Source organism: Psychrobacter immobilis (assembly GCF_904846065.1).
Classification (GTDB): Bacteria; Pseudomonadota; Gammaproteobacteria; order Pseudomonadales; family Moraxellaceae; genus Psychrobacter; species Psychrobacter immobilis_H.
The window spans coordinates 1,307,534-1,327,506 of record NZ_CAJGZV010000001.1 but is presented as its reverse complement, the minus strand read 5'-3'; the positions used below and the strand labels follow the sequence as shown (position 1 = coordinate 1,327,506).

Sequence of the window (19,973 nt, the reverse complement as noted above, 5' to 3'; positions counted from 1 at the left end):
GATAAGCGACATATGACTCTATCTACCATGACACCGTCTAATCGTACTGCATTGTGTTCAGCGAAGATCTCTGCGCTGTCATTGGCAATGTTGCTTATGCAATCAAATATCGCGATTGCAGCTGATGCAGCAAACCCTAATCTGCAAATCATTAACAATATTGCAAACGCTAGCTATAACCTTGGCAATCAAAATGAGGTCGCAATATCTAGCACCTCAAACCAAGTACAAGTCAAAGCTTCAGACCTTCCTGAATACGGTATTGAACTCACTCAACAGCCGTTACTTACCGTTATGCCTAACGCCTTGGTCAACTGGGTAAATGTCCTCAGCAATACCAGCTATAGCAACCAGACTGTTGAGCTAACATTAGCTGTATCGCCAACGCTCTCAAACTTAAAAGTCTATCAAGATCTAAATAAAAACGGCGTCGTTGATAGTGGTGATACTGAAGTTATTTTCGATAATTTAAGCGCACAAATCAAACTTGGACACAGTGAAAGTATCCAGTTTATCGTGCAAGCTTTATCAGATGTTAACGGCAAAAGTGGCGATACTGCAGATATTAAAATTGGCGCTGTCGTTCTAGAAGACCCATCCGTATCGAGTGTCAACGCGATTGATAGACTGATCATCGTTGAGCCTGAAATCAAATTTACAACGCCTAAGTTTGATGAAAACAAAACCACCTCGCAAATCGAGGAAAACATCTATATCGATGCCAGCTATGCGCAGTGTAACGTTCAGCTAGATAAGCCAGATCAAGTATGGGTCACGATTACCTCTTTGTTGACGGGTGACAAATACGCATTGAAAGCGATTGAGACGGGCAATAGTACTGGTAAATATCAGCTATCAGCACCAACACAAAACAATGCCAACGCTATCAACGACAAATTTATTCAGACTCTAGCAAATGATACGTTGACTGCAAGTCTAGATGCCTGTATCGCGCCTTCTGTCGGCACTGGCGCTGAGCAGCTACCAAGCGAAGGTGACTTCACCGTACGTATCGATGACTTAGATACACAAATCAATATCGTCGATGATACCCCAAGCTTAGTCGTCACCAAAGAAAGCGATGTTAAAAGCGCTGAATTTGGTGATTATGTTAGCTACACCATCAATATCACCAATAGTGGCAACTCTACCGCTTATGATGTGCAACTAAAAGATGCCCTACCACGTGGTTTTGCTTATGTAGATGGTAGTGTACGTATCAACCAAACTGCTGATATCAGTATCGACCAAGCGCAAACCACTGAGTTTAAAGCTGATGGTAAATATCAGGTGCTAAGTTTAGGTAATATGGCAAATGGCGAAAGTAAAAAAATTACTTACCGTGTCTTAATCGGTGCCTCATCATTAGGCGGTGATGGCATCAACCGCGCGACTGCCGTTGCTAGCAATGAACAAGGTAAAAGCTTAGTTTCAAGAGAAGCACAGTGGAAGATTGAAGTAGAGCGCGGCGTCATGAATACTGATGGCATCATCATCGGCAAGGTCTACCACGATATCAACCGTGATGGCATTCAACAAAAAGAAGATGGCGAACTTGGCGTTGCAGGCGTGCGTATCTACATGGAAAATGGTAACTTTGTCGTGACTGATCCTGAAGGTAAGTATAACTTCTATGGTGTCAGTGCCAAAACTCACGTCTTAAAAGTTGACCGCACCACCATCCCTCACTCAACCGAGATGGTCACTCAAAGTAATCGCAATGCGGGCGATGCTGGCAGCCGTTTCGTTGACTTAAAATATGGCGAATTACATCGTGCCGATTTCGGTATCGTGGTCGGTATGGGCGATAGCACTGAGCGTTTGAATACAGAGCTTGTCGCTCGTAGCAAATCAGTAAGCGCTAAGAATGATAGCCTTGAGCAAGCAGTAAAAACCGAGCTAACCCTAGATCCTGACTACAATCGTGACTACGATGATAATGTAGACGCCAGTGGCTGCAACATCAATGGCGACTTAGATCTGGGCAGCAACTGTGACTCTGCTATCGTCAATGAGATGATCAATCCAGCCGCCAATCGTGTTGATATGACCGTCACTACGGTAGCACCGCCAGTAGAAAAAGAGCTGGAAGAATATCTCAAAGAAGTGGCTAACAATGACGTGGCTTTTATCAATTTAAACGAAGGTCAACAGCTCAGCACTTATAAACAAATGGTACAAGTGCAAGCGCCACTAGGTTCAATATTTACACTATATGCTAATGGAAAAGCAGTATCAGAACAACAAATCGGCAAAACTGCTGAGCAAGAAAAACAGAATGTGACTGCCTTTGATTACTATGCCGTCGACTTAAATCGCGGTAACAATATCTTGCGCGGTGTCGCTACTGACGTGAATGGCAAAATTATCTCTGAGCAAACCATTAAAGTATCAACGCCAGACAGTTTACAAGCCATTGACTACCGTACTCAAGCGCTGCTAGTACCGGCAGATGGTGTTAGCGATTATCAAGTCGTTATTAGCCTAAAAGACCGTGATGGCCGTCCTTATATCGCCTCAACACCTATCACTATCGATACCAATATCGGCCGTATCAATCTTAATGACAGCAGTAAAGATCAAGCTGGTACGCAAGTTATTGTCTCAGGTGGTGAGCTACTCATACCCGTGACTGCACCAAGTGTGCCGGGTAAAGGTGAGTTGGTCATCGACACTGGTAGCAGTAAACAGATTATCCCGTTACAATTTACCGCGCAATTACGTCCTCTCATTGCCGTCGGCATCGTCGAAGGCGCAATCTCACTTAAAGACTTTGATGGCAGCAGCATTACTGACGCCCAAGGCGCTTTTGAGCAAGAGCTCAATGATTTCGCTGGTAACGATGACTATACCGCTTCTGGTCGCGCCGCGATGTTCCTTAAAGGCAAAGTACGTGGCGATTATTTGCTCACTTTGGCTTATGACAGCGACAAAAAAGGCGAGCGTCTGTTCCGTGATATCGAGCCTGGCGAATACTATCCTGTCTATGGTGATTCATCAGCCAAAGGCTTTGATGCGCAATCTACCAGCAAACTCTATGTGCGCTTGGACAAGGGCCGCTCATTTGCTATGTATGGCGACTTAAAAACTCAAATCGATAACGATGAAGGTATTAAATTAGGTCAATATAACCGTACGTTGACTGGCCTAAAAGCCCAGTATGAAGATAGCAATACTCGTATTACCGCCTTTGTCGCGGAGACCAGTACCAGCCAGCGCGTCAATGAGACTCGTGGTCTTGGTATCTCAGGCCCTTATCCATTGGCTGAAAACTTTGACGCCGTATTAGAAAACTCAGAAACTGTCGAAGTGATCACTCGTGATGCCAACAATCCAGGCTTGATCATTAGCCGTGAGACCCTTACCCGCTTTGCCGATTATGAAATTGACCCTATCAGCCGCAGCTTATTTTTAAAAGCCCCTATCGCTAGCCAAGACATCGATGGCAACCCTATTTATCTACGAGTCACTGTAGAAGTAGACGAAGGCGGCGAAAAATACTTGGTCGGTGGCATTGCTGCCAAGCAGCAGTTGACTGATAAAGTCGCCATCGGTGGTAGCTATGTCAACAGTGATGACCCTCTTAACAAAGAAGAGCTGGCTAGCGTCAACAGCGTTATCAAGTTTAACGATAAGCTAAAACTGGTCGCTGAATACGCTATGAATAAAGCTGAGAATCCAAATTTTCAGCCAAGCAATCAAATCAATGCGACAGAATTAGACGGTCAGGACGCAGAAGGTAATGCCTTGCGTATCGAGCTTGACTTTGATAACAAGAAAAACACTCGTGCCAAAGCTTATTATAACGATACTGACGAAGGTTTCGTGACTGGTGCCTCGCCGCAGACTGCTGGGCGCGCTGAATCGGGCGTCGAAGTCACTCATTTAATTAATGACAAAAAGACCGCGCTAAAACTAGAAGGCGTACGTACTAAAGATCATACCACTGATGCTAGCCGCCAAGGTGTCTTAGCCAGTATTGAACAGCGTTTGAGCACCAACATCGTTGGCGAGATTGGCTTACGTTATTATAAGCAAGATGCGACGGCAGCTTCACGCAATATCCAAGCGGTAACAGACGTCGTAGATGTGACTGATAACACTCTCTTTAATGACGATATTATCAATCAATCAGCGCTAAATAATGTCAGTGATTCTGAAAAAGATATTGAAGGTACTACCGCCCGCGCTCGTATCACGGCACGGTTGCCCAAGCTCAATGACTCTTTAGTATTTGCAGAATATGAGCAAGATATCGAGAACAGTAATCGTAATGCCACCTCCATCGGAGGCGAGACGCTGCTAGGTGGTTTAGGTCGCCTATACGCCCGTCATGACTTGATCAACAGTCTATCTGGTAGCTATGGTCTTGATGATACTGAAGAACGCCAGCGTACCGTATTTGGTTTTGACGCCAACTACATGAAAGACGGCAAAGTCTATAGCGAATACCGCATGCGCGATGCTATCAGTGCCCGCGAAGCGGAAGCGGCCATTGGTCTAAAAAACAAGTGGTATGTTCAAGAAGGTCTGACTTTAAACACCTTATTTGAGCGTGTTGAATCATTAGAGGGCGATACCGAAAACACCGCAACGGCAGCTGGCATTGGTGTAGAGTATCTTGCGAAAGAAAATTATAAAGCCTCGGCGCGTTTTGAGAAGCGTTGGGGTGAGACCAGTGACACATTGCTAGGTAGCGCTGGTATTGCTTATCGCTATACTGATGATGTGACTCTGTTGGCCAAAGACATCTATTCACGCGTCGATTATGACGATGGCAATCGCACGATTAATCGTTTCCAGCTAGGAGCTGCTTATCGTGATTATGATAGCAATCAGTTAGACATGTTAGCCAAACTTGAGTATCGCTTAGATGATAACAGTACTGGCGATGACGCCTATCAAAAAGACGCCGTTATCTGGTCATTGAGTGGTAACTATCATCCAACGCGTCCGTTGACGTTATCAGGCCGTTACGCAGGTAAATATACTCAGTTTGATGCTGATAATATCAGTAGCGACAATACAGCCCATGCGCTTTATGCTCGTGGTCTATATGACATCAGTGAGCGCTGGGATGTAGGCTTGCAAGCAGGCACTTATTGGAACAAACAAGCAGATGATATGTCTTATATGCTCGGTGCGGAAGTAGGCTATAGCCCGATGACCAATCTTTGGTTGTCACTAGGTTATAACTTCATGGGCTTTGAGGATGAAGACATCGCTTATGACGATAGCACTATGGAAGGCGCTTACTTTAGATTACGTTTCAAGTTTGACGAAGACCTATTCAAACGTGATGATCCACGTAAGAACCAGCGTTTGACGACTCACTCTACATTGTAATTTATCCCCATTGTCGTGTTATCATCTGACGACAATGCGGGCGTTATCGCGCTGTTCATCATATTATATGACAGATATATTTTAATAAGCGATGAGATCAGCGCCGAAAACCGCAAGTACCAATACCAATATTGATACTGATCCGCTTAATATGAGGTTTTGCATCATGCCTAATCCTGCCAACAAAGCAGCCTATTATAAACAGCCTATAAAGGCTTTATTATCAGCCGTTTTTTTCCTGACAATGACCTCGGTTGCATCGGCGAGCCATCATACTCCTGAAGTGGCAGTAACCCATGACGCTACTCACTGTGCCAATGATGTTCAAACTCAGTCTCACCACCCAAAATACCAAAGTACGCGCCAACGTGCTATGAACTGTATGTTGACAGAGTTACAAGCATATCAACAAGAAAATATGAGCGCGCGTCAGCAGTACTTTGCCTATAAAGCTCAGGCTTGGCTTAACTATGCCCTCCATCAAGACAGCATGAATAGTCGTTCACCTGCTGGGCAGCAAGCCGCACAGGCAGCAGAGACGATTTTGACCACCTTAAAAAATGGCAAGGAACAAGATCTCAACCTTATTCAAGACATACCATCAAACTCTGCTCTCATGCGCCCCGATCTATGGGCAACCTTAAGCGCGCTAAAAGATAGTGGTGGTATCGAGTCAGCACCACGAGAGATAGCTTTCAGCGAGGTCGCTTTAATTTGGGCAGCTACGAACCAATGCGAGCGCGGCTGGCGGGAATCAGGCATCCATTTCCGCATGGCAGATCGTTGGCTTGAACAAGCCCGCGAAGCATACGTCAATACCCATGATTCACAGACCAATGTCGCTTTAGAAGAGCTGATCGTCAGCTATTATAAGCAATATGAGACATTAGATGCGAGTACTGATAGTTGCCGTGGGCAAGTATTGACGCCTATCCGTTAAGTTCATTATTACCACTACTCATCAAGGCAGTAAATACAAAAAAGCCGACATCATATGTCGGCTTTTTTGTATTTACTTAGCAGATATTAGAGCATGTTAATTACACTCTAATGTCTATACATCATCTAAATAGCGAAAAAACTAGCGATTCTTACGCGGTAGCTTTTCTGGTAAATAGCAACGCAAATAAGCGATAAACGCAGTGTTTGCTTCTTGAATATATTCATTGGTAATGCTTTGATGACGGCGATAAGACAATGTAAATATCGCATTAATAATGCTATAAGCAATCAATAGCGTGTCTTGAATATCGTGGAAACTCGGCATCTCATAGCGCTCTGATAAACGCTTATAAACCAAATCGACGATTTGATGATCGATATCTTCACCAAAACTATCACCTTCAAAATCAGGCGTGTTCGTGTCATAAATGAGCTTGGCTTTGGTTTCGTCGTTATGGAATATCGTCACACAATTATCAATAAGCGCCGTCAAATAGCCCTGCCATCTGTCATAATTACCAATATCGACTGTTTCTACTATTTCTAATATTTCGATAGCATTCAAAAAACGCAATGCTAAAAATATCGCTTCTATGTTAGGAAAAAAGTGATAAGCAGAAGCTCTTGGAATGCCTGCTTCTTCACATACAGCCGCCAAAGTAATGTCATTGATAGGTTGTGTTTCACTTAACTTCTTGGCACCAGCCAAAAGTTTTTGACGGCGCGCGCGGCCTTGTTGGCTGGTAAACTTAAACTTATTCGGGACCAGTTTTTTTGCCAGTTCCGAATCTACCAACACATCTTCAATCTTTTCGTCTTTATTTTCGCTCATCATAAGTCTCTTAATGTTACACCCTATTTTATAAATATAATCTTCAATAGATAGTATTCGCCCTAAATTGAAGAATTACATCCTATTAGCTAATAATGTAGCACTGATATTAGCACTACTATGTCTAATGGAGAGGCATCATAAACGCTTGTACACTATCAAGCAAGGGAGATAAATGGGTTAAAAAATAATGTATAGGTCAACCATTTAATAGCGTTAACCACGTAATGTAAAAAATTTAATCATTGAGTTTAATTTTCGCTCTTATAATACCATGATCGATGACTCTATCTGCATAGTCCCACTTTAAATGGTCATTGAAATAGTCTACTCTTTCAACCTGACCCAGTGAAAACTTACTCTCAGGAAGAAACTCTTCTGAAACAAATAATTGATCAATCACTTCTGGCATACCTTGATATATATGGGTATATGCCACATCTTTCATCCAACCATAGCGTGCTTGGATACGCGCAGCATCGAATAATGCAACATCGCGCATGCCTTTATCGTAATTAACTTCACCAGTCTCAGCCATCAATTGGGTGGTGACGCTACCGGTGACATCATTCATATCGCCTAACAAAATCAATGGCTCACGAGTATGACGTAAGCGCTCTATAATAGACATGCGAATAGAGGCTGCTTCTGCGGCGCGCATACATAAGCTACGGAGCTTGGCACGGACTCGAATATTTGGATCGTCCATGTCTTCTAACAAATTGCCACTTTCATCACGCAAGAAAAATGCCCGTTTGCTTTTTAGATGCGCCGTAATAATCGTTAACGGTTGACCAAAGGCATTGACCCGCACTACCAATGGTGGACGATTAAAGCGCTGGTAAGGACCAATATCAGGGATATCAATCACCGCTTTTGGTGCAATATCTGCAAGCAAGCGGCTTTCTAATTGCTCAAAGCGACTAATGATACCAACGGCAGGAGTATTTTGTGCCCCTTTGCCATGGGTATAAGGGTTTGAGCGGTCGTTACTTGCCAACGGAACAACAACATGCTCGGGCTTAAATCCCAACGACACCGCCAACGCTTCAAGCGCATTACTATCCCAGACTTCTTGCACCGCAATAATATCAGCATGAGCTTTTGCTAATAAATCGGTGATGCCGCTTAGCTTGTGCTCGTATTCGTCTTTACTGTAAGCTGGCGCATTGTCATAATAAATTCGGTTAGGGTTGGCAAAATTGAGCAAGTTGGCAGTGGCGATATAGAATTGTCTGGCGCTTTTAGCTTCCGCATTATTGTTCATAGATTACCTATTATTTTTATTCTAGAATATTGCTTCCAAAGATGATTGGCTGTTTAATATATTCATACTTAGTAATATACAGCAAAAAAGCCTCCAAAGAAATCTTTGAAGACTTTAAAATAGCATAAATTGAAAGTATTTAGTCTATCAGCAGACCCAAGTCTACAATCAGACTAAGCCCAGTGATAAGGTAGTAAGCTTATATACTGTCTACTTACTTAAATCAAATGTGCTGTTAGTTTCGCTTATTACGATACACGATTCCATGCGTCATACGATGCTTTGCGTGCTTCTTCCCACTCCATGCGTGATTCACCTTTTACTTCATGCCATGAGCGCTCTAATTCAGCTTCATGGTCTTCAAAACGTGCATCCGCAGGATAACGAGCACGGTTGGCGTACCCTACTGCATAAGCTGGATGTAGATCACGGTCGAAGTCATAACCTTCTTTGTAATAATCAACATTTGCATATTCTGCACGCCAGTAAGCTTCTTCACGTGTTGGATCAATCGCTTCTGCTGCTGCATGTCCTGCACCGCCACCAACGATAGCACCAATCGCACCACCAATGAGTGTGCCAAGTGGTCCTGCCATTGTACCGATTGCTGCACCCGCTGCTGCGCCGCCAAGACCACCAATAGCTGTACCTACTGGATGCGAACCTGGCTCACCTGTGATGATATCAGCATTCAGATCCTGCTTAGCTTCTTTTGACATATGCTTTACTTCACTGCGATCAATACCGTCATAGTTACTCATAATTTTATCCTTAAATTAATTTGTTATATTTTAGATTTATTAAGTGCTAAAAATTAGCGGTCTTACTCGAATCATGTGTTACTTGAGTCGCCTAAAGTATAGAAATTTATGGATAACAACAGATAGATAGGTTGTGTAAATTGTGTCCAGATTGCGATTGCCTTACGTTACAGCCTGTATCTTTATAATGATTTTGTAGGACAGTGAAGCTGTTTTAAGTAATTTTTCATTGAGTTGTTACAATATTTTAATGTGTCTGTTCAATACTTATAAGGATGTCAGTGCTCTATCGATGGCTCGTTGCCACTTATTAAGATGTTGCTCACGGATATCACTGGACATCTGGGGTTCAAAAACACGATCGACTTGCCATGATGCTTGCATCGTCCCTTCATCATATAGCCCTGTTTTTAAACCTGCGAGTAATGCTGCACCTTTGGCAGTGATTTCTGTATCTCTCGGACGCAGGACAGGCACATCGAGTAAATCAGCTTGAAACTGCATCAATAAGTCATTATTAGCCGCGCCGCCATCTACTCTTAGCTCAGTTAATGGATGAGGGCTGTCTTTTTGCATGGCAATGAGCACATCATAAGTTTGATAGGCAACCGCCTCTAACGCAGCACGAGCAATATGGGCTTTAGTCGTGCCGCGGCTCATACCAGTAATACTGGCGCTGATATCGGAGCGCCAATAGGGTGCTCCTAGCCCTGTGAATGCAGGCAGTAACACCACCTCTTCACTACTATCAACTTGGCGAGCTAAATCTTCGACTTCACTGCTCTGTTGAATCATACCCAGATTGTCCCGTAACCATTGGACAATAGCACCTGCCATAAACACACTACCCTCCAAGGCATAAGTGACTTCCTTTCTGGGTGGCTGCAACATGCGTTTGCCTGACTGTACAATTTGATCGAAAGATAAATTGTCTGGGCGAGTCGGTGTGGATTTTCGTTGCCAAGCGATTGTCGTTAGTAATTTATGCTCGCTCAGTTTGGGTTTTTGACCAATATTCATCAGCATAAAACACCCAGTGCCATAAGTGTTTTTAGCCATGCCAGCATCGAGGCAGCCTTGTCCAAAAAGTGCCGCTTGCTGATCGCCCAATACCGCTTGAATAGGAATTTGTTTGGCAAATAGTCCTTTTTTGGTTTTGCCAAAGTCACTATCAGATGGTAGGACTTTAGGCAAAATATTCATAGGTATCGAAAAACGGGCGCACAGCTCTTCTGACCACTCAAGCTTGTGGATATCATATAATAAAGTACGGGAAGCGTTGGTCACATCAATGACATGCTCGCCACCGGTTAGCTTATATATGAGCCAACTGTCTATAGTACCAACCGCTATTTCTCCTCTGCTGGCTCGTACGCTCAATTTCGGATTGTGCTCTAGTAACCAAGCGATTTTGCTGGCACTGAAATATGGATCTAAACGTAGGCCTGTAATACGTTGCACTTCGCTTGTCACATCATCATGGCTGCCATTCATCATGCTACTGGTACTCTCAGCTGCGAGTGTTTTACAGTAGTTCGCCGTACGGCGATCTTGCCAAATGATGGCAGGGGCTAAAGGTTTACCCGTTTGCTTATCCCACATGACAATAGATTCACGCTGATTGGTGATCGCGATACTGGTGACGTCGGTAGCAAGCAGCCCTGCTTGATTAATTACATCATGGGCACAGCTAATCTGCGTTTGCCAAATTTGTTGCGCGTCTTGCTCGACAAAGCCCGCTTTTGGGGTTTGTAAAGTGGTTGGCTGCTGTGCCATTTTTATCGGACGCGCACGATCATCGTACAATATCGCTCGACTCGATGTCGTCCCTTGATCCAAAGCCAAAATATATCCTGCCATTACTCACATCCTATTTTGTCGCATTCATTTTTTACATTTATATTTTATAGCCGAGTCTTTATTGATAGCACGTACTTTTTTCGAGTAACGCCTATCGCAATAGCCAGTTTTATTTACATTAGCACTGCGCCAATGAGCAATTGCCGACGGTTAAAATAAATGCCGTTCATTTTAATCTTGCTCAACGCTATAAGGTGCTGAAATATAGCACACACCACTATTATGTATAGTTTATAAGCTGCTTTGTAATACAACAATCATCACTAACCATCATTTTCGCTAAAAGCTTTTAAAAGTGATCTAAAATCGATTTAAGTGCTAATGACTTGATAAACCTTTTATTATTAATTAACAAATGATGTTATTATTTGTCTTAACATCCGACCTCTAACATAAAATCATGGCTTATTCAACGCACAGTAAGCAAATACTGAGCATTGACCCGTCACTATTGTGCCACTACAGTGTAGCGCTTGTTATCCATAACAAAATATTGGCTTCTGTTAATGGTTGACCATATTGAACTGTTTGGACAGGGTTTGACCACAACAGTTGATACTTTTTTGCCTGACTCTAAAATACTTTGCATTCTAATTAATGGCTTATGTGACTTATGAAATTTGCTTTATCGACTCTGTCTACTGCGGTGATGACGATTACGTTCATGGGTTTAGCGGCGCCTGTTTTTGCAAGCGCTACTGATCATAATATCGAATCACCGAATGAGGTCACAGCCGTTGCAGTGACGCAAATTGTCGACGCTGACACTCACTACAGTACTCAAAGCAGCATTCAAGACATCGCTCAAAACAACGCTCATAAAAATGAGATTAAAAACAAAAGGTCAACAACAGATACAGACATGGGTCAAGCTGAGCAAAAAACTGGCTTAACAACGCTTATCGATCCCATTACCCATAAAAGTATTGATAATAGTTATCCATTAGCAGTATCTAGCCTGTTAAGCCTTGAGCAAGCTCAAAATATTTTATTACAAGTGTCACCGAAACTGGCCGCCAATCAAGCGGCGATTGCAGCTAGTGAATATCAAACGGATGCGCTCAAAACCTTGGACAATCCATTGGTGTTTGCCCAATTATCAGCCAACGCTTACAACTTAGACGCGGATCTTGACTTATCATCATTGAAAAACGGTATTGTTAATGACGTTAATAATGGTATCGATAATGTGATTCCGCCTATTCCACCGCTACCAGATTTGCCAAATTTTGGTGAATTGGTCGGTGAGCGTATCCCAGACTCTTATGAGTTAAAGCGCTCAGGCTCAACGGCTGGTGCAGGTCTGGGCGTGGTTTGGCCCATCTATACTGCTGGACGTACCAACGCTTTGACAGGTGCTTCCAATGCCCGTACCCAAGAAGCCGTCGCAGACAGTCTATTGGATAAAAACGAGCTTTATAACACCCTGATTGAGCGTTACTTTAAGGCACAGCTGGCCATCATTGCCGCTTATTTACGCGAAGATGCTTATGATACCTTGCAGCAGACTGACCATATGGCGCAGCGGCTTTTTGAAGAAGGTTTTATCTCGCGTGTTGATCGCTTAGAAGCACAATCTGCGCTTGCCGATGCAAAAAGTGAGTCCGTCAATGCCAATAACGATGCTCGTCTTGCGATGATGGCTTTACAGCGGCTATTGCGCACCGACTATCGTATCAAACCCACGACACCGTTATTTGTCTCTAGCCGTCCTTTACCCGATGTAAACTATTTTCAAAATTTATCACTCACCAATCACCCAGGTCTACAAAAAGTCGCCGCCAAACGCGCACAAGCTGAGCAGCTACATGCGCTATCAGATACTGGTCACAAGCCTACCGTTATGCTCTATGGCTACGGGCAAATTGAAAAAGACCCCAGTTGGGTAGCCGGTATATCAGCCAGCTGGAAGCTGTGGGGTGGTCTTGATAAAAATGCATCACTCGCATCGAGCAATGCCAAAATACGCCAAGCAGATCTGTCTGAAATCGAAGTCAGTGACAATTTATTATTACTGGTCGAAAAAAACTGGCACGATGTTAATAATGCCCAATCTCGTTATCAGGCATTACAAAGCAATGTAGATCTGGCCGCAGAAGTATTGCGTTTGCGCCAGTTGGGGCTACAAGAAGGTGTAAATACACCGATTGAGGTAGTCCAAGCACAAACGCAGTCGCTCAAAGCACGTACTGAACAAGCGCAAGCGGCGAACAGCTATGTACAATCGCTGGCCGCACTCATGCAAAGCTGTGGTACGCCTCTTGCCTTTAATGCCTATCTTAATGCTGCTGATATTCGATTACCGACTTTGTATACTGAGTAATGATTTAATTTGAAAAATATAGATAGTGTGGATAAGCGTTTATATAGTTGATTCGATTTGAAAGTATGACAAGGCAGCTGAGCGAAGATATATATTTGATACCTCAAGCGAGGTTAACGCCGCAATACTATTACAGTAGCCTGACCATACTAACTATCATGAAGCTGCCATTAACCATACTATTGCTAACTCTATTGTGAATACTGTTTTATGAAAAACCCGACTTCTAAATTAATAAGTAACTGGCTGCAGCCTTCATTAAAGACGTGGCGTATTGCGAACAACTCTAATGTTTGGGCACACTGCGCGAGCGTGGGATTTTTTGGTTTCTTATCAATTTTTCCAGTAATGGCGGTGTTTGTGCTGCTTTATGGTCTCGCGTTTTCACCAGCTGAGATGCAAGAGCAAATCTCGATTTTGCGTCCGTTTATACCTGATACGGTGTATGAAGTCCTCAATTCACGCCTAAGCGCATTGGTCTCTAATACCACATCCGCACTCACGTTCAGTCTTGTCTTATCGACCTTACTCGCCCTTTATGCTGGCTCTAAAGGTGTTAAATCTTTAATTATTCTTATCAATCTTGCCTTTCATATCACTCAAGAGCGTAACTTCATACAAGGTAATATTTTAGCAGTCAGCTTAACCTTTGGCGCGGTAGTAATCTTGATTATAGCGGTCTCTTCTATTGCTATTATTCCTGTAGGGGCAGCCTATTTCCCCTTCCCGCAAATAGCTAAAACGATTGCGCTTTGGAGCAGGTGGCCTATATTGGCTGGTATCATATTTTTGAGCTTTTTAAGCCTCTATCGCCTAGCCCCAAACCGTGACGCCGTCGCGCTAAAAAAACTGGTGCCAGGAGCAGCTCTGGCGACCATTCTTTGGATTGTATTGTCTGTGCTATTTTCGATTTATGTGCAAAACTTTAATAACTATAGCGCTGAGTTTGGCGCGCTTTCAGCTGCCGTGGTCATTATGCTTTGGCTTTATTATTCAGCATTTATCGTCGCCTTTGGTGCGATTTTTAATTCTGAAGCCTTAGAAAGCGCCAAACCTTATGCTGTACGAATGTACTAATAACATACCCTTTATCCTCAATTTTGCTGCTTTAGGAATCTCACTGTCATGACTGAATCTACCAACGAATCAGACGACTCGCGCAAGTTAAACGACTCAGAGCAATCTACTGACTCAGTCAATAACCATAACGATCAAGCAACTGATGCTGAAAATGAGCAAGCAGTGCCTACTTATAAGCGCCATGCAGAAAAAGCGGATAAATCTGCCATGATAAAAAAGGCACTTCTGGCGCTATTGATTCTGATTGTATTAGGCGTTATTGCCTATGGTCTATATAAAAGCAATCAGCATAGCGAACCTGAAATCGTGACTTTGCAAGGGCAGATGCAGATGCAGCAAACCTCCATCGCTGCAAAAGTGCCGGGACGTATTGCCAAAATTCTGGTCACAGAAGGTGATGCAGTGACAGTCGGGCAACAGCTGATTGAAATGGACTCGCCTGAGATTAACGCAAAGATCAATCAGGCGCTGGCTGGCAAGCAAATGGCACAAAGTCAGTTAGATAAAGCCGAAAATGGCGCCCGTCCACAAGAGATCGCTCAAGCAAAAGCGGCATGGCAAGCCAACAAAGCTGCTTCTGATTTGGCAGAGAACACTTACCAGCGTGTCAACCGCCTTTATGAAGAAGGTCTTATGGCACGGCAAAAACGCGATGAGGCGTATGCGCAATATCTGGCTACTCAAGATCAAACTGAAGCGGCGCGCTTGCAATACGATTTGGCAAAAGAAGGCGCACGCAGTGAAGATAAATCAGCGGCGACAGCGCAAGTAGCACAAGTCGATGCGCAACTAGAAGAAGCACTGGTGGCAAAAGAAGAAGCCAATTTAAAAAGCCCTATTGCAGGTATTGTGGACAATGTCATTGTCAGCGCGGGTGAAGTCATCGGACAAGGCGTGCCTATCTTGACTTTGGTCAATACCGATGAGCAATGGGTCGTACTTAATGTCACCGAATCCTACTTAAACCAGTTTGCGATTGGTCAGCAATTTACTGGTACGATTCCTGCGCTGTCATCAGCAAATAAGCCTTATACCAAACAGTTCACCGTTTATGCTACGTCAACATTGTCTGACTTTGCCACTTGGCGCCCGACTAATAATGATGATGGATTCGATGTACGTACCTTTGAAGTAAAGGCACGTCCGACGACTCCCGATGCACGTATTCGCTCAGGTATGAGCGTTATTGTACGCGTCAATCCAGCACTTACTAATGCAAGCCAAGAGTAAGCCATGCACCTGATGAAGTTAAGTAAGGCTTTTTTACGTAGTGCTGCCTATGAACGACGGTTTTTGACCAAAAATCCGTGGGACTTTAGTATGGTGGTCTGGATACCACTGGCAACCGTTTTACTGATTTGGTGGATATTTTCACAAACACAGATTACGGATTTGCCCATTGGGGTGATAGACCAAGACAATAGCCCGATTGCCAATACCGCGGTACGCTATTTGGAAGCCAGCCCTACTCTAACGGTTAGACAGCTTTATTACTCAGAGGCTGAGGCAAAAGCGGCTATTTTGCAGCGTGATATTTACGCTATTGTCATTATCCCTGAAGATTTTTCTCGGCATATTTTATCTGGTAAGCCCGCTCCATTGATTTTACAAGTAAATGCTCAGTACGGCACACATTCGGGTATTATCCAAACCAGCGTTCAAGCGGTCGCTGGGACGTTATCGGCAGGCGTTGAGATACAGCGTTTAGTCAAACAAGGCATGGCACCGTCGCAAGCTGCGATTGCTTACTCACCGATTGGTATACAGCGCATCAGCCTATTTAACGCAGCCACCGATTATCAGCAGTTTTTGGCTTCAACCGTCATACCCGCACTGCTGCATATTTTAGCAATGGTGATCGGTGCAACGACGATTGGTCGTGAGCTGCGTGATAAACGACTCGGCCACTGGTATCGCTTTATCAGTACAGGTCATCCTGATTTGACTCTAACCACACAAAACGAGTCAACATCAGGGCAAGTATTAAATGCCGTAGAAAATAACCAATACTTGAGCAAAAACGATCAAATCTCCGTCTCTAGCCATGCGAATGAAGATATGACGGAAAGGGTAAACGTTTTAGTCTTATTGTTTGGTCTGTTAGGCAAATACTTTTGGCCGACATTGGCCTTTAGCATTTGGGCGATGTTGGCTCTATGGCTTGCCACGCCGCAAGAATCCGTTGCCATGAGCTCAGTGCTTGCAACTTATGCTGGTTTGATATTATTAATAATGCTATCGTTTTGGCTGGGTGCTATCTTTACCTTAGGCTCATTTTCATTACGCATGGGCTTGTCTGCTACTGGTTTTATTTCAGCACCTTCTTATGCCTTTGCTGGTGTGACCTTCCCTTATATTGCTATCAGTGACAGTGCTCGGCATTGGTCAGATGCACTGCCACTCACTCACTATCTAAAACTGCACATTGCACAATTACAGATGCAAGCGCCTGTTGCTGTGTCATTGCCGATCGTCTATGGTCTGGCTATTGCCACGACGATTGCGATGACCTTGACTACTTTATTAACCAAACGCGCGCTGGCGCATCCTGAACGTTGGGGGGCGCGCTAATGTCATTACCACCAAAAGACCATTTATCTTCGACAACGTCAGATTCAACCAAGCAGTCCTCAACACCTAGTTTCTTAGGTAGTTTTTTACAGACCATTAAGGACATCTTTTCTGATAAAGGTGTGCTATTACTCTTACTGATTGCCCCGATTATTTATGGCTTCTTTTATCCTTGGCCGTATTCGACAGAAGTGGTCAACCATGTACCTGTTGGTATCATTGATAACGACAATAGTAATCTATCACGAACCATCGTTCGCTATGCCAGTGCCAGTCCGCAGTTAGACACACAGCTTTTTCTCAACGAGCAGCAGGCTAAAGAGGCCATGTGGTCAGATGAAATCGCTGGGTACATGGTCATTCCAAGTGGGCTTGAGCAGCAAGTACTATCGGGAAAAGCGGCGAGCGTCAGCGTATTGGGTAATGGCGGCTACTTTCTATTAAATAAAAACGTGCAGATGGGCTTTTTAAAAGCAGTCAGTACGGTATCAGCAGGGATTGAAGTCAAAAAAAATGTGGCACAAGGTGCTTATTCAGCAACAGCGGCTGCTAATACTCAAGCAGTACCATTAGTGATTGTCCCTCTATACAATCAAACAGAAGGTTATGGCGCTTACGTAGTGCCAGCGGTCTCTATTCTGATTTTGCAACAAACCTTATTAATCGCCACAGCGATGCTGATTGGTACGTGGTATGAGCAGCGGCGACATGCGACGAGTATCCGTGGTTGGCTTGGGCGAATTGCTGCGCTCAGTATGTTTAGCTTCATTATTGGCTGCTTTTATTATGGTTGGACATTTGAGCTACACCACTATCCGCGTGGGCAAAACATGCTTGGCAGTTTACTGTTCCTTCTGTTATTTTGTCCAACCGTAGCGACACTTGGCTGTGTGCTTGGACTCTGGTTTCGCCAGCGCGAACGTAGTATGCAAATCCTAATTTTTAGCTCACTACCGATGTTTTTTGTCAGTGGTTATCCGTGGCCAGCAGATCAGCTGCCCACAGTTTTACAAATCATACGTTGGTTCATACCCACGACACCGGGTATCAACACCTCCGTTCAGCTTAATCAAATGGGAGCTAGTATCTCCCAAGTTTCTACTGGATTTTATGCACTAGCCGCCTTATGGGTATTTTACTTTGCGCTACTTATGTGGGTGCGCTGGCATGATACGAATAAAGCACTTAAAACAGTGTCCTAAAGCAAAAGACGATTGCATGTCATTAGCGCCTACTATCAATAAAAGCCAAATCAATAATCCTGAATCAAAAAAAAGCGCCTGCTAACATAGCAGACGCTTTTTTATTTATAACGTTTCAATATTCTATCACTTAAAAAACACGATTAAGACCATTTAGTGCCGCCACGCGATACGCTTCTGCCATCGTTGGATAGTTAAAAGTAGTATTCACAAAGTACTCAAGTGTATTATTGCTCTTACACTTCATCACGGCTTGTCCAATATGGATAATCTCTGATGCATGGTTACCGTAGCAATGGATGCCTAAAATCTCTAACGTATCACGATGGAACAAAATCTTTAGTACGCCTGAGCGTTCACCAATGATTTGTGCACGTGCCAAATGCTTGAAGAATGCTTGACCCACTTCGTATGGGACTTTTTCGTCGGTTAGCTCTTGCTCAGTTTTACCGATACAAGAAATTTCAGGAATCGTATAGATACCAGTTGGCACGCTTGACACTGGTTCCGCATCGCTATCACCAACCATAAAGGCCGCCGCACAGCGTCCTTGGTCATAAGCGGCAGAAGCCAAAGATGGCCAGCCAATCACATCGCCTGCGGCATAGATATTTTCGATTTCAGTACAATAGGTATCATCAACTTTTAATTGACCACGGCTGTTTGCTTTTAGACCAATCGCTTCTAAGTTTAAACCTTCCGTATTACCTGAGCGACCATTTGACCAAAGAATGGCATCAGATTTGATGCGCTTACCACTCTTTAGATGCAAGACGACATAATCGTCATGCGTTTCAAGATGATCAATCTCTTCGTTACTACGAATCAGTACGCCAAATTGTCTAAAGTCATGCGCGATAGCATCGCTAATCTCGCTATCGAGATAACTGAGCAATTGATTTTGGTTATTAATCAAATCAACCTTATAACCAAGACCCGTAAAGATAGAGGCATATTCACAACCGATCACGCCCGCACCATAGATGATAATTTTTTTGACCACATAATCCATTTGCAAAATTTTATCAGAATCAAAAACGCGCGGATGGTTAAAGTCTAAAATTTCAGGGCGATAAGGACGACTACCAACCGTTACGATGGCTTTATTAAAGGTAATGGTTTCAAAGACATTGTCATCGGTTTCAACACGCAAAGTATGAGCATCAATGAAACTTGCCCAACCTTGAATCACTTCAATGCGATTGCGTTCATAGAATCGTGTGTGCGTACTAACCTGATTGCGAATGACTTTTCGGGCATTGGCAAGCACTCTATTTAGAGGAACTTGCTTGTACTCCATCGCCTTGGTAAACATAGGATCACGGCGAAAGTTAATGAGGTTAAATACCGATTGGCGCAGTGCTTTACTTGGAATCGTACCCACATGGGTAGAGTTACCACCTACCTGATCACGTGGATCAATAACCACCACTTTTTTGCCAGATTTAGTCAGCTTCATAGCTGCCGCTTCGCCAGCAGGACCTGCTCCTAAAACGACCGCATCATACTCATACTCGTGGTTATCGCCTTTTAAGCGACGTGAATCTTTCGTATAACCAGACTTGATATCGATTCGCGTATCATCGAGCGGATTAATAAGATCAGGATGGTGCATGACATCATCAGTGACCTGCTCATGGGTTTGTTCAATATTTTGTTTTTTATTTTTGCCTTCAGTATGTTCAGGATTCGGCACGCGACCGCTTTCTTTATTCGATACTTCGGTATGAATGTCTTTACCAATATCATTGGTCGCGTCGCTTGGTTTTTTAGTTCCCATCGTGTCCTC

12 protein-coding genes are annotated in these 19,973 nt (G+C 43.7%); 7 read left to right on the top strand and 5 right to left on the bottom strand.

Annotation, left to right across the window (positions count from 1 at the left end; all coding sequences use genetic code 11):
- The first annotated feature begins 12 nt into the window (after nt 1-12).
- Together JMW64_RS05575 and JMW64_RS05570 are read left to right on the top strand one after the other, a co-directional pair.
- Nucleotides 13-5,346 (top strand): SdrD B-like domain-containing protein, encoded by a 5,334-nt coding sequence (locus tag JMW64_RS05575; RefSeq protein ID WP_201553692.1) that lies wholly within the window; start codon nt 13-15, stop codon nt 5,344-5,346.
- A gap of 166 nt (nt 5,347-5,512) precedes the next feature.
- Nucleotides 5,513-6,286: a hypothetical protein gene (locus tag JMW64_RS05570; RefSeq protein WP_201553691.1), complete on the top strand. Its 774-nt coding sequence runs from the start codon at nt 5,513-5,515 to the stop codon at nt 6,284-6,286.
- Between the two features lie 141 nt (nt 6,287-6,427).
- Here the strand turns inward: JMW64_RS05570 and JMW64_RS05565 are convergent, their stop codons facing one another.
- The 4 genes from JMW64_RS05565 to glpK form a co-directional block, all read right to left on the bottom strand.
- A complete protein-coding gene (locus JMW64_RS05565) occupies nt 6,428-7,120 on the bottom strand; it encodes a TetR/AcrR family transcriptional regulator (protein WP_055124242.1) in 693 nt (230 codons plus the stop codon).
- A 238-nt stretch (nt 7,121-7,358) separates the two neighbouring features.
- Nucleotides 7,359-8,387 carry an endonuclease/exonuclease/phosphatase family protein gene (locus JMW64_RS05560; RefSeq protein WP_201553690.1) on the bottom strand — a complete coding sequence of 343 codons (1,029 nt, stop codon included), beginning with the start codon at nt 8,385-8,387 and terminating at the stop codon, nt 7,359-7,361.
- Nucleotides 8,388-8,635: 248 nt separating this feature from the next.
- Nucleotides 8,636-9,148, bottom strand: a complete 513-nt coding sequence (locus JMW64_RS05555; RefSeq protein ID WP_045446919.1) for a hypothetical protein — start codon at nt 9,146-9,148, stop codon at nt 8,636-8,638.
- 267 nt (nt 9,149-9,415) lie between these two features.
- Entirely contained in the window at nt 9,416-11,008 is a 1,593-nt protein-coding gene (gene glpK / locus JMW64_RS05550; RefSeq protein WP_201553689.1) for a glycerol kinase GlpK, read from the bottom strand.
- Between the two features lie 613 nt (nt 11,009-11,621).
- Between glpK and JMW64_RS05545 the strand changes: the two genes are divergently transcribed.
- From JMW64_RS05545 to JMW64_RS05525, 5 genes are all read left to right on the top strand, one after another.
- Entirely contained in the window at nt 11,622-13,331 is a 1,710-nt protein-coding gene (locus tag JMW64_RS05545; RefSeq protein WP_201553688.1) for a TolC family protein, read from the top strand.
- Nucleotides 13,332-13,541: 210 nt separating this feature from the next.
- Complete coding sequence (locus tag JMW64_RS05540) at nt 13,542-14,408, top strand: YihY/virulence factor BrkB family protein (RefSeq protein ID WP_201538962.1); 867 nt, start codon at nt 13,542-13,544, stop codon at nt 14,406-14,408.
- 48 nt (nt 14,409-14,456) lie between these two features.
- Nucleotides 14,457-15,641: an HlyD family secretion protein gene (locus JMW64_RS05535; RefSeq protein WP_109590170.1), complete on the top strand. Its 1,185-nt coding sequence runs from the start codon at nt 14,457-14,459 to the stop codon at nt 15,639-15,641.
- Between the two features lie 3 nt (nt 15,642-15,644).
- Nucleotides 15,645-16,982: an ABC transporter permease gene (locus tag JMW64_RS05530; RefSeq protein ID WP_201553687.1), complete on the top strand. Its 1,338-nt coding sequence runs from the start codon at nt 15,645-15,647 to the stop codon at nt 16,980-16,982.
- On the top strand, nt 16,982-18,184 hold the full coding sequence (locus tag JMW64_RS05525; RefSeq protein ID WP_201553686.1) for an ABC transporter permease: 1,203 nt from the start codon (nt 16,982-16,984) through the stop codon (nt 18,182-18,184). The genes JMW64_RS05530 and JMW64_RS05525 overlap by 1 nt, the downstream gene beginning before the upstream one ends.
- Before the next feature lie 130 nt (nt 18,185-18,314).
- Here JMW64_RS05525 and sthA read toward each other — a convergent pair whose 3' ends face one another.
- Entirely contained in the window at nt 18,315-19,964 is a 1,650-nt protein-coding gene (sthA, locus tag JMW64_RS05520; protein ID WP_045452107.1) for a Si-specific NAD(P)(+) transhydrogenase, read from the bottom strand.
- Between the last annotated feature and the right edge of the window lie 9 nt (nt 19,965-19,973).